8 protein-coding genes are annotated in these 12,871 nt (G+C 43.9%); 5 read left to right on the top strand and 3 right to left on the bottom strand.

Annotation, left to right across the window (positions count from 1 at the left end; all coding sequences use genetic code 11):
• Positions 1 to 40: 40 nt before the first annotated feature.
• The 3 genes from A2W93_08400 to A2W93_08390 all read right to left on the bottom strand — a co-directional run bounded on the left by A2W93_08400 (position 41) and on the right by A2W93_08390 (position 6,166).
• The gene (locus tag A2W93_08400) at positions 41 to 2,440 is read right to left on the bottom strand and encodes a hypothetical protein (GenBank protein ID OFY53982.1); all 2,400 of its coding nucleotides are present in this window, start codon (positions 2,438 to 2,440) and stop codon (positions 41 to 43) included.
• A 344-nt stretch (positions 2,441 to 2,784) separates the two neighbouring features.
• Positions 2,785 to 3,864 carry a hypothetical protein gene (locus A2W93_08395; GenBank protein ID OFY53981.1) on the bottom strand — a complete coding sequence of 360 codons (1,080 nt, stop codon included), beginning with the start codon at positions 3,862 to 3,864 and terminating at the stop codon, positions 2,785 to 2,787.
• A gap of 139 nt (positions 3,865 to 4,003) precedes the next feature.
• Complete coding sequence (locus A2W93_08390; protein OFY53993.1) at positions 4,004 to 6,166, bottom strand: hypothetical protein; 2,163 nt, start codon at positions 6,164 to 6,166, stop codon at positions 4,004 to 4,006.
• A 174-nt stretch (positions 6,167 to 6,340) separates the two neighbouring features.
• Between A2W93_08390 and A2W93_08385 the strand changes: the two genes are divergently transcribed.
• The 5 genes from A2W93_08385 (at position 6,341) to A2W93_08365 (ending at position 12,697) form a co-directional block, all read left to right on the top strand.
• Positions 6,341 to 7,282, top strand: a complete 942-nt coding sequence (locus A2W93_08385; GenBank protein OFY53980.1) for a hypothetical protein — start codon at positions 6,341 to 6,343, stop codon at positions 7,280 to 7,282.
• A complete protein-coding gene (locus A2W93_08380; protein OFY53979.1) occupies positions 7,275 to 8,144 on the top strand; it encodes a hypothetical protein in 870 nt (289 codons plus the stop codon). Before A2W93_08385 ends, A2W93_08380 begins: the two co-directional genes overlap by 8 nt.
• 459 nt (positions 8,145 to 8,603) lie before the next feature.
• Positions 8,604 to 11,219: a hypothetical protein gene (locus tag A2W93_08375; GenBank protein OFY53978.1), complete on the top strand. Its 2,616-nt coding sequence runs from the start codon at positions 8,604 to 8,606 to the stop codon at positions 11,217 to 11,219.
• 3 nt (positions 11,220 to 11,222) lie between these two features.
• Entirely contained in the window at positions 11,223 to 11,801 is a 579-nt protein-coding gene (locus tag A2W93_08370) for a hypothetical protein (GenBank protein OFY53977.1), read from the top strand.
• Positions 11,798 to 12,697: a hypothetical protein gene (locus tag A2W93_08365; GenBank protein OFY53976.1), complete on the top strand. Its 900-nt coding sequence runs from the start codon at positions 11,798 to 11,800 to the stop codon at positions 12,695 to 12,697. The genes A2W93_08370 and A2W93_08365 overlap by 4 nt, the downstream gene beginning before the upstream one ends.
• The last annotated feature ends 174 nt before the right edge of the window (positions 12,698 to 12,871 follow it).

The raw sequence follows: 12,871 nt of genomic DNA, 5'->3' as shown, positions 1-12,871 counted from the left end.
TAAACCCGGGTTTGTTGATATAGGGGGGTGTTTTGGGGGGCTATTGTTTGAGAAAACGGTTCTGAACGGTTGCTCCGTCTTCGGCGGTCATTAATAAAGAATAAAGTCCACCGGCTAATTGTGACACATCAATCGAAATTTTACTAGTGCCTTCATTTGCATTCTGCACTAATTCAATGCTGCGGCCCAGTTCGTCTATGATGTTAATGGTTACCGTTTGCTGTTCTTTTGATTGAATTGTAATGATAATCTCATTTTCGACAGGATTAGGGAAAACACCTTCCACAGTCAATGAAGTGCAGGAAACAGACACTTCCTGTGAATAGGTGAAATGACCATCATAATCCGTTTGTTTCAGGCGATAATATAATGAACCTGAATTATCAACCTGATCGGTAAAACTATAATTGATGAGAGAATTGCTGTTCCCGGCACCGTTTACAATTCCAGCTGGTTGCCATTGAATCAGATCAGTTGATTTTTCAATGGTGAAGTAATCATTGTTTTCTTCCGTGGCAGTTTGCCAGGAAATAATGATGTTTTCATTGCTGCATTGTGCATTAAAATAGAACAGCTCAATGGGAAGGGTTACAACAATACCCTCCGAGGCACCGACGGTGTAATCACAATCGTCGCCGTCAAATCCATCCACAAGTAAATAGTATTGATTTCCTACGGTGAGCCCTGAAGCGGTGATTACTCCGTTTGTCTGGTAATAGGGATTCCAGCAGGTAGATACGAGATTGAAAGCAAGACAATCCGAAGTTTCATAAATGGCAGCCTGAATGCCATCACCGTTTGTACATCCGCTGACCATTACAATCAGCTCAACTGCGACAGAGTCTGCTACAAACGAAAGCCATGAATTGTTGTCGATACTGCCGACACAGAAAACCGATGCCAGATTTCCAGGCGAATCGGCCAGATAAGAACTGCTGGTATTGCCACAGTATCCATTCAGATTCGAAATAGGGGTTGCTGTCAGGCAATTGTCATTAGCGGCAGGATTGGATGCGCAGGGCGCGATTTCCATGCAGGAGATATTGGCACTCCATCCGGCTTTATTTGTAAACCCGTCTGATTTGAAAACGAAGGTCATGGAGGTGCCTGATGAAATGAGCGTCGGAGGCAGTGTCGCCGTCCCGTTGTAAATTCCGATGTAAGGCGATGCGGTAGTGGGGCCGTCATATATTTGCAAATAGTCCCAGGTTGTTTCGGTAGAAAAAGAAGTAAAATCAAAACGTAAGTGTGTTCCATCGGCCGAAGTGAATGTTTTTGTGAAATTCTCATTTAAACCATAGTCACCCGCTAGGCCGCCTGCATCGGTAAAAATTCCGCTGCAGGTGGTAATGGGCGTATTATTCATGGGGTAAATGGGTTGGATTGGTCTGTTTCCTGAAGGAGCTGTTACCAAGGGAACCTGTGTGCCACCAGCTCCGCTCATCACTATCTGCGTGCATTGTGCATCAACTACGTTATTGAGAACTGCACCCGATGGAATGTCGTACGTAAGCCAGAAATAGTTGTTTCCTGCCGAAAGGGTCTGAGTGGAGGTGAATGTGAAAACGCCGTTGGGTGAGGCAACTGCAGATCCGATTGGGGTGGTTGCTGCAAAAACACTGCTTCCGACTGTATACCAAAGCTTCGCATTTTGAATGTCGGTTGCAGGAGCTGTTGATCCGGTCGTATTAAAGGTAAAACCGGTTGCATTGAAAGGAGAAGCACTCCCAGTGGTCACAATCTGAATTCCGACAATTTCCTGCGTTGTTGATCCGGGCGAAACGGCACTGGTGTTAAGTTGGGTTGTTGTAGATGAAACAAAGGACATGGGGACTGCTACGACTACGCGGATGTTGTCAAGCCCAATATCAGTCATACCCCAGTCGGAGGTGGCTGTGAATTTGATTTTACAATTGTTCGATGTGGAGCTACCCAGATTGATGGAATATTGCGTCCAGCTTGCGCTTACTACAATCCCGGTAGCGGGAGTTGTAAGACTGCTTCCCCAGGTTGCGCCGCCATCGGTGGAAAGGTACACCTGAAGCTTATCTGTTCCACTGGTGTTGAGATACCAAAAGTCGAGGGTCTTTGATCCGGCAGGAGAAAAATCCAGCACCGGAGTAATCAGTTCCCCAGTGTTGCCACTCGAAGCATCATATGAGTGAAAACGCGCAGAATTCGCTGTAGTGGCTGCCCCCGCAGGAGTGTATGATCCGCTGCCGCTGGTCCAGCCTGTAGTGAAATCATTCCGATGCCATTCCCTGTTGCCAGTGAATGAATTTATCCATGACGCAGTGGGCAATGTAGTCCACGCAGCATCAAAATTTTCAGAATAGGGAAGGGGGAGCTGTGCAATCACTGTTGTAGTCTGAAAAGAAAACAGCAGCAAAATGGCTGCGCTGACTTTTCTGATAGCTCGTGAAATGATTTTTGTTTTCATGATATCACTTTTTCGGTTTTCCGGTCCTGAAAATCAATGAACAAAAATAGCGTGTAGCATTATCATTTACTCGAATACTTGACCAACATCCAGATTCATATTTTATGAGCCATAATTTTGAAAAAGCACCATCTGGCTGTTTGACTACAGAAGTGGTTTGTTATCCATAAATAGTTGGAAAAAGGGGTTAAATACCCCTTGGTGCTACGAGGTAAAGTGAAGTAAGACAATGTTATGCAGTTTTGCGGCAGGTTAACACCCAATAGGTCTGATGTGAAATTGAAAATCCATCGTCGGCACCTGCGGTTTTTCATAAAAGGGTTCATTGACCCGCTTGAAAACGATTATTTATTTGCCGCTACCATCAAACAACTATGCACCGGAAGAAGGCCAATGGTATCACCACTATGAAATTCTTCGAAAAACTCCGGAGTTACCCGAAGAATGCCATGTTCCTGCGAAAGGCGATCGACGAAACAGCCTTCAATCACGTTACCAATGCTGTCAGTATTCAATCGGACAAGCGCGCCAAATCCGGGTTTGCCGTCAGGCATCTGGCAGACTTCTTTTGAAAGATGAATCGAGCCGGCGTGAACAAGTGCTTCGTTGCGGTCGGGATATACGCTTAAGATATCGCATTCAAGTACAGTCGCAACCTGATTGATGTTGCATGTGCTGAGCGCTACCTGCATCATATCGTAATAGACAAAGTTACCGGGCCGAAGTTCCGAAATGTTTTTCAGCATTTCAGGAGTATAGTGCGGCAACGAGGGTGTGTCGCCGATGCTGAGCGGGCAGGGGATACCGGTTTGCGATTCCAGAAATTCTTGCAGCACGCGTAGTCGGGTTATGGACGTCAGATTTATTTTTTTGATTTCTTCGGTTGATTTTGCATTATAGGTATTGCCAAAGTGGCTCAGAATGCCCGAAAACAAATGCTTGTTGTTTTTCTGAATCATCTGAAAAGCTTTCAGAAATTCTATTGTGTTTTCGGCAGGCCAGCCGGCACGTCCATAACCCACATCGGCTTTCAAATAAAAAGAAACAGGATTTTGTATTGCAGACAAAGCATTAGAAAGAATTTCAACATTGTCAACCAGCAAATGCAGTTTTATTTTGGCAGCAAGAGCGTCGTATTGCACAATGAGATTAGGGTTGAGCGGCATGGCAATGAGAATATCATTCCATCCTGCGGCAGCAAAATACTCCGCCATTTGTAAAGATGAAACGGTGATTTTTTCAATTCCAGCATTGCGGAACCACAACCCTGCACCAACACTCTGATGCGTTTTGAAGTGCGGGCGAAATTGAATATCTGAAAATCGCACATCGTCGAAAACGGTCTTCAGATTGGCTTTCGCGCGATTGCAGTCGATGAATATTTTTGGATGGGCTGACATGATTGACATTGGTTTTGTAAACATTCACATGATGGAAAATTACTGAAAAGCCACTCCCTGACTTATGGTTGGGCGTAGTCTATAATAAATAATTGGTTGGGTTTAGTAAACCCAGCAGAAAATTTTAAAAAAGACTACGCCCAACCATATACAACCTCAAAACCTATTTCACAATCTTCATCTCCTCAATCAGATAACCGGCGCCGGCGTATTTGTCAATCACCCACAAACAGTAGCGAATGTCGAGTGATACATTGCGGCATTTGCCCGGATCGAACATCAGGTCGCTCATGGTGCCTTCCCACACGCGGTCGAAATTGATTCCGATCAGCTCGCCATTTGCATTCAATACAGGACTTCCGCTGTTTCCGCCGGTTGTGTGATTCGTTGCGATGAAGCCTGTGTGCAGTGTCCCGTCGGCATCGGCATAAATGCCATAGTCTTTTGCCTGCACCAGTTCTTTCAGTCGCGGGCTGACATAATAATCTTCAATGTCGGGACTTTCTTTTTCAAGAATGCCATCAACCGTAGTGTAAAACTTATAGTTCACGCCATCCGCGGCCTGAAATCCTTTTACTTTTCCATACGCTACGCGCAAGGTGCTGTTGGCATCGGGATACATTCGCTCCGATGTTTTCATATCTTTTTTTATACCAACATAAATCCGGTACATGCTGTCAATTTGAGCTCTGTATAAGCTTTGCCCGGGATCGATTTTGTCAAAATAGCTGTTGAAAAATCCAGACGAAAGTTGGTATATCGGATCTTTCAGAATGATTTTTTTTATTTTTTTCGGACTCATGCTCAGAAATTGCAGTGTTTTTTCTTTGCTAACAAAATAGCTGCGGCTGTAAGCCTCATTCATGGCGGCTGTCCAGTCACCTTTCCATTTCTTTTCCATTTCCAGATATGTGTCGGGCAAAAATTCCGCTCCCATATTTTTCAATATGGGCATGAGTAAAACAGCAATTTCGCGATCAATATCAATGTTGTATCCGTTGTAATATCCATCCGTTGCTTTCAGAAGTTTTTCTTTGGCACCTGCCAGCAGTTCCGACTTCGGATCCTTGATGCATTCATTGATGTAAGCAGTAAAGCTGTACGCATATTTTATTGCTTCGATGCTGTACGCGCCTTCAAAAAAGTACGTGTATGCAAGCGAGTATGGGCGCAGTTTTTCATAAGCGGTACGCATGTTCTCGAGCAGATTCCCATATTTAGAAAACGCATCTTTGTCGTGGCGCAACGTTTCCATGAAATCATCTTCTTGCGCTCTTTTGCGTTCGATACCATCCCACTGGCGAATGCCCTTGCTTTCACCAATCATTTTTTTCCAGTAATTGCCAACGCCTGCGTGCTTGTTGGCATATTGAATGCGAATGGCCGGGTCGGTCTTCATGAATTTTTCCATCACATCCATACGAGTGCGGCGCATGCTGATGGCCACCGGATTTTCTTCCTCCGTAATAATTTTTACACCGTCGGAAATAGTGAAATGTTCAGTGGTTCCGGGATATCCAAACACAAAAGTGAAATCATCTTCTTTCACTCCTTTCAACGAAATGGGCAGCACGTGATTTGGTTTGTATGGAATATTATTTTTCGAATACACAGCCGGTTTATTTTCTTTATCGGCATAAATTCTGAACATGGAAAAGTCGCCGGTATGACGGGGCCACATCCAGTTGTCGGTGTCACCGCCGAATTTCCCGATGCTTGAAGGCGGCGCGCCTACCAGACGAACGTCGGTAAACACTTCATAAACCATCAGATAAAATTCGTTTCCGTAATAAAACGATTTCACCTGTGCCTGATAATGTGTGCCGGAAACCGCATCCTGTGCTATTTTATCGCTGATTGCCTTAATGGCTGTTTCGCGTTGCGCTTCGGTCATTCCTTCTTCGAGTTTCTCCTGCACTTTTGCAGTAACGTCTTCCATTCGAACCAGAATGGTTGCTGTCAGGCCAGGGCAGCTGAGTTCCTGCTCTTTGCTCATGGCCCAGAATCCGTCGGTCAGATAATCCTGTTCTACTGTACTATGACTCTGAATCTGGCCGTAGCCGCAATGGTGATTGGTGAGCATCAGTCCTTCATCACTCACAAGCTCTGCCGTGCAGCCACGTCCAAACAGTACGATGGCGTCTTTCATGCTACCGTGATTGATGGAGTAAATGTCTTCGGCCGTGAGTTTTAATCCCATCGACTGCATCTCTTTTTCATTGAGCGATTGCAGCAATAGCGGAAGCCACATGCCTTCGTCCGCCAGGGTGCGCAACGAAATGCTTATAAACAAAACAAACGATAACAACAGCACCTTGATTCTCATATTCAGGTATTTTAATGCTGCTAAAATATGTATTTTTTCTGTCATGAACTGCTCTAATCTGCAAACGGGCATAGAATGCCGATTTTCCGACATTCTTTCATCCGGTTTGAATTTTTTTTCATATAAAAGACAGATTTGTAATATTTGTTTTATATTTGTTCAAATATTAGCTATATGAAATTCTTATTATCTGTTTCAATTCTTCTTGTATTCTTCATTAGTGCAAACGCACAGGATTATTCATTATCGCAGCCATATTCAAATCCGTTCTGGATGTGTCCGGCATTGACCGGAAATTCTGAATCGCCCCGTATTTCATCTTTTTTTCGTGATCAGTGGCCGGGGACAGGTTCTAATTATATTACCGCCATGACCGGGTTTGACCTGCCGGTCGAAAAAATTCATGGCGGTCTGGGCGCATTCGCAATTTATGACAGAGCTGGTGAAGGAGCCCTGTCCGAATGGAGTTTAAACGGTGTGTATTCTTACATTGGTAAAATCAATGAGGATTTCAAAGTGCGCAGTGCCGTCCAGCTGTCATTAGGCAATAAACATCTCAATGTGGATAAGTTGACTTTTCCCGACCAGATAAATCCCCAATATGGATTTGTATTAAACACCTCCGAATTTTCGGGTGAAAATCTGAACAGCACTTATTTCGATCTGGGTCTTTCAGTTGCAGGCGACCTGAAGAAATTCAGTTTTGGTCTCTCCGGTTTTCATCTCACCAGCCCCGATGTGGGATTTATTGCGGAAAGTCATTTGGACAGGAAATATGCGGCTTTTCTTGGTTATGACCTCTGGATGATGAAAGGTGAAGAACCCACCGGATTTTGTTTTTCGCCGCTTGTGTTTGTAAACAACGAATATGGCGGTACGAATTTCCTGGCGGGCAGTAACTTTTCGTGGAACACCATTTATATAGGCTCCTATTATCGTTTTTCCGACACAAATGCAGATGCTGTCATTTTGAGTGGCGGTGCGCGTCTTGGAAAATTTCAGTTCGGATATAGTTACGATTACACGGTTTCAAAACTCACCAATGCCAGTGGTGGCAGTCATGAGTTGTTTCTGAATTATTTCTTCTGCAAACAAAAAGTAAAGAGTCGTGCTTAAAAATTTTCTTTTTCTATTTCTTGCAATTGCCTGGGCTGATGCAACTGCACAGGATCTGGAAACGACCCAGCTGCTCTCAAATCCATTTTTGATGTGTCCGGCACAGGTTGGTAATGCTGAAAATCCAAGGGCATCATTGTTATATCGCAACAATTGGGCAAACAGCTTTATTGCTGGATTTGATGCTCCTGTTGAAAAATTGCATGGGGGAATCGGACTGGTTGCTGTTTACGATAATCATGGGCATAATTACTCGGATCAAAGTGTCAGGGGCGTTTATTCTTTTCATTCAGATATAAATGATGATTTAAAAATAAAAAGTGCTGTTTATCTTGGTTTGGCCAACAAACACTTTGGAGTCTACACTCCTACGGATACACTTTATCATCCACTACTTCAGGAGGTTACAAATAAAACCTATTTTGATCAGGGCTTATCGTTTGCTCTGGATTACAAAAAACTATCCCTCGGATTTTCTTGTTTTCATCTGCTCAAACCAGATGTAGGTTTGTTTACAGCGTACAGAATGGATCGTCGGTTTTCCTTTTATCTTGGATATGATTTATGGATGATGAAAGGGGAGAAACATGAGGGAATCGGGATAACACCGTTGCTGTATCTGACAATGGAAAGTAATACTGTACGAGGTACCCTCGGTTTTGACTTTGTATATAACAATGTTTTTGCCGGCGCTTATTATCGCATGAGCAGCTCTGATATATACACGCTGATCTATCATGCCGGTTTGCGTGTTGGCCGCTTCCAGTTTGGTTATGCCTATGATAAAACATCCTCAAACTTATTGTCTGTTTCTGCCGAGGGACACGAATTGTTTCTGAATTATTTTTTTGAGAAAAAATGATGTTTTGTAATCCGGTATTAAAGATAAAATTCGCACCTGAATTTATTTCGTCTAAACACCATTCTTTAAAGTCTGTCTAAAAATAATCTCGGATGCAAAAACAACATTCCACCGTCCGAAAGCACCGTAGGAGCTGAAGGACATGGAACCGTTGTTTTTGCTGTTGTTACGACGGTTCCATGTTCCGGCATCATTATCAATTTTCAACATAGATGTTTGCCGGAACGGTGGAATGTCGTAACAATGAACTGTTTTTAGACAGTGTCTTAAAGGCTGAAGCAGTTCAGTTGCGGTACAAAAACATGAAAATTCAGAATAGATTTATTGCAGAAGCAGACCTAAATATTGAATATCAGTGGTTCCTTTTTGAAATACTCTTAAAATAAAGTCGGATTAAAATTTCCGTTTAATCAACACTTTTAATTTTTAATTCCTATATTTACGCTATAATTCCAAATTATGCGCTCGATTTTTATTCTTCTGATGTTCGCTTCCTTCGTAACAAATGCGCAGCTGAGCGACAATTTCTCCGATGGCAACTTTACTTCAAATCCTGTCTGGAGCGGTGATGCAGCCAATTATATTATCTCAACGTCAACTGCGATTCCAACGGCTATGCACCCTGGTTTGCAGTCCACCAATACGGTGCCGGATACTACTTATCTGTCAACTCCATTCAATGTTACGCTTACCGATAGCATGGAGTGGATTTTCTGGGCTAAAATGAGTTTTAACCCCAGCAGCAGTAATTTCGGCAGGGTGTATCTTGTGTCGGATTCGGATGTGCTTACTGCCAATCTGTCTGGCTATTATGTTGCAATGTCAAACGGAGGAGTTGACCGCCTTCACCTGGTGCGGCAGGATGGCAATACACATGCTGTTCTCATTACAGGAACGGTGGCCAATCTGAATAAAACCACCAACGAAATGCGCATCAAAGTCAAACGCGACAATGCTGGAAACTGGACGTTGATGAGTGACACCCTCGGTGGTGATAATTTTGCCGTTGAGGGAACGGCTAATGATGTGACATATTCTGGCTCATCGTATTTCGGAATTTATTCTCAATATACCGTTTCAAACGTTACGAAATTCTATTACGATGACTTCTATGCCGGGCCGGTACAGGTTGATACAGTGCCGCCTTCAGTATTGAAAGTGGAATTTGTCGGACCAACAAATCTTGATGTTTATTTTGATGAATTTGTGAGTTCCGCATCTGCTTCAATGACCTCGCATTATTCAATCGATATCGGTATCGGCAGTCCGCTGGTGGCAACGCCCGACGGTACCGATGCCACGCTGGTTCATTTGATTCTTGGGAGTCCAATCATTGATGGCATCATGTATAACCTCACGGTTTCTGATGTTGAAGATCTCAGTGGAAATCCAATGGCAGCGCAGATCATTCCTTTTGCGCACTATGAGCCGCTTGCATTCGATGTTGTGATTAATGAAATAATGGCAGACCCTTCTCCGGTTGTGATGCTGCCCGAATACGAATATGTTGAATTGTACAACACAACTGCACTTCCAATCAATCTGAAAAATTACATCCTGCGTATCGGTACTACGGATAAAATAATTGGCGATGTTTCTGTCGACCCGCACGGATACCTGATTCTGTGCGACGATGCAGCTCAGACACTTTTTGAAGGTTATGGGAATACACATGTGTTTACCTCGTTTTCTGTCTCCAATACTGGAGTGAATGTATCTTTGCTTAGTCCGACATATTCCGTATTGTCGTTTGCTGAGTTCACCGAAGACTGGTACAATAACTCGTTCAAGGCTGATGGCGGGTGGTCAGTGGAACAAATCGATCCGCTAAATCCATGTCTCGGAAAGTATAACTGGACAGCTTCGAATGACAACAAAGGCGGTACTCCTGGCGCACTCAACAGTGTAAATGCTCTGAACAGCGACGTGGTAAATCCTGAACTCCTGCGTGCATCGCTCGAAAACGACAGCACAGTGCGCATCTGGTTCAGCGAGCCAATGGATAGCTCCACAGTTCTGAATCCGGCAAACTACACCATCAGCAACGGATTGTCTGTTTTTGGCGTTCCTGTTGGCTTGGCACCGCAGTATCAGTCGGTCGTTCTGTATCTCGATCAACCGGTGCAGTACGGAACTATATACACCGTTTCTCTTACGGATACACTAACCGATTGTGTTGGAAATCCGCTTCCAGTAAGCAGCAGCGTGCGATTTGCCATTGCAGATTCACTTGAAGTTGGCGATATTGTTATCAATGAAGTGTTGTATGATCCTGTGACTGGTGTTGATGATTATGTTGAAATCATGAACAGAACCAACAAAATAATTGATCTCCGTTTTGTGACACTCGCCACGCTGAATGATTCGCTGCAGCTCGATGATCAGGCCTATGTAGCTCCATACGGTTATATTTTGTTCCCGGGCGAATATGTTGCTTTTACCGAAATGGTGGATGAAGTAATTAATTATTATGATCCGATTGCGCCCAATCAGGTTCTTAATATGTTGGATATGCCTGCGTATTCAAACGAGAGCGGAATTGTGGTGCTGGCAACAGCGGCCGGTGTAACACTCGATATACTCGAATACAACGTCGATATGCAGGATCCCATTCTTGAATCAGTCGATGGTGTTTCGTTGGAGCGAATTGATTTCGATCGTCCGGCCTCCGATTCTACCAACTGGCACAGCGCTGCATCAACAGTTAATTACGGAACACCGGGATATAAAAACAGCCAGTATTCGAAATACGAGGGTGGAAGCAATATCACCGTGTCACCTGAATCTTTCTCACCCGACAACGATGGCTACAATGATGTACTGAATATCGCATGGCAATTCGAGCATACGGGCATCGTCTGTAATATGAAAATTTTCGACAGCAACGGACGCTTCATCAAAAACATTATGGAAAATGCACCCATTGGTCCTGAAGGCGTGATTTCGTGGGATGGAAAAACCGAAAATGGAGAAACGGCACCGATCGGAATCTATGTCATTTTTGCTGATATTTTTGCTTCGGATGGATACACCGATAAAATTAAAACGGTTTTTGTACTTGCTGGAAAATTTTAAGCGATGATCATTGAAAATGTTGTTGTATCTGACGAACTGAAAGACGTTTTTTTTCGCTGTCCGCTCGAAATATGCCATGGTGATTGCTGTGTCGAAGGCGATGCCGGAGCTCCGCTCACTGAAGAAGAAATCAGCTTCATTGAAGATATAACTGAAACCATTCTTCCGTCGATGGATGACGCTGGTAAGAAAGTCATGAACGACATCGGTTCATTCGATTATGATATGTCCGGAAAGATGGTAACGCCGCTCAAACCTAACGAAGAATGCATTTATCTGATCTGGGAAAACGGGCATACCGTCTGCGTTTTCGAGAAGCTTTTCAATGAAGGGAAAATTGATTTTCAGAAACCAATCTCCTGTCATTTATATCCAATTCGCGTGATCGAGGATGGTGCATTCGATAAACTTTTATTGCATCGCTGGCGTATTTGCGAAGATGCATTTATCGTTGGAAAGAAAGAACGAGTGCGGCTTCTGGAATTTGTGAAAGTCCCCTTGATTCGTAAATATGGTGTTCAGTGGTACAATCGTCTCATGATTAAATGCGGCTTCGACCCGCATAAAACTGAACAGAAATGAAAATTCCGTTTCTGAAAACCGGCGACACCATTGCGATTGTCGCACCATCGCGAAAAGTACAACCTGCAGATTACGAACCATTCGAGCAATATTTGATTGAAAACGGTTTTAAAGTGGTGCGTGCGTCAAACCTGACTCTGGCCGATAATCAATTCGCCGGAAGTGATGCAGAGCGGATTTCAGCGCTGAACGACTTATTTGCAAATCCAGAAGTAAAAGCAATCATAGCGGTTCGCGGAGGATATGGTGCCGCCCGGATTGTTGATCAGCTCAACTGGAACGCGTTGTTGCAACATCCGAAATGGCTGTGTGGTTTCAGCGATTTCACGGTGCTTCTCAATCATCAGTATGCCTGTAACGCCCTTCCAGCGCTACATTCCGATATGGCAGTGCATTTTGGTCAAAACGAATACGCGGACAATTTTTCATCATTGCTCGGAGCACTTACGGGAAAGCCAATATCTATGCGCATTTCGACACATCCGTTCAACAGAGTCGGAAATGCACAAGGCATTCTTGTCGGAGGAAATCTGAGTGTGTTGTATTCAATGCTTGGTTCCGCCTCGTTTCCGGATGTGCATGAAAAAATATTATTTCTCGAAGACCTGGATGAATATCTCTATCACATCGACCGCATGATCCTTGCATTAAAACGTGCAGGCGTTTTTAATCATCTGGCCGGCGTTGTCATCGGCACCATGAGCGAGATGCACGACAATGAAATTCCTTTTGGAAAAAATGCCGAAGAAATCATCCGCGATCAGTTGAGTGAATTTTCTTTTCCGCTGATGTTTGGTTTCCCGGCTGGACATACTGAAATGAACCGGCCGTTTTTCACCGGCGCTGAAACTACCATTGATGTCAGCCAATCAGTGTCCGTTTTTTGTCAGAAATAATTCGAATAATTTCTGCATATTTTACGACAACTCCAGATTTCACCCTGATCCCAGCTCCTGTTACTCTGAGCTCCGCCGCTGTCATCCTGAGTGTTTCCTGACTTGTCCATTTTAGTGCGACAGTTTCAGAGCCTGTAAATATTCAGTGATTTTCTGGTTATACTGCGTACGGAT

The organism is Bacteroidetes bacterium GWF2_43_63 (assembly GCA_001769275.1).
Taxonomy (GTDB): domain Bacteria; phylum Bacteroidota; class Bacteroidia; order Bacteroidales; family DTU049; genus GWF2-43-63.
The sequence above is the reverse complement of the archived record's forward strand: the minus strand, read 5'-3'. Positions and strand labels throughout refer to the sequence as shown.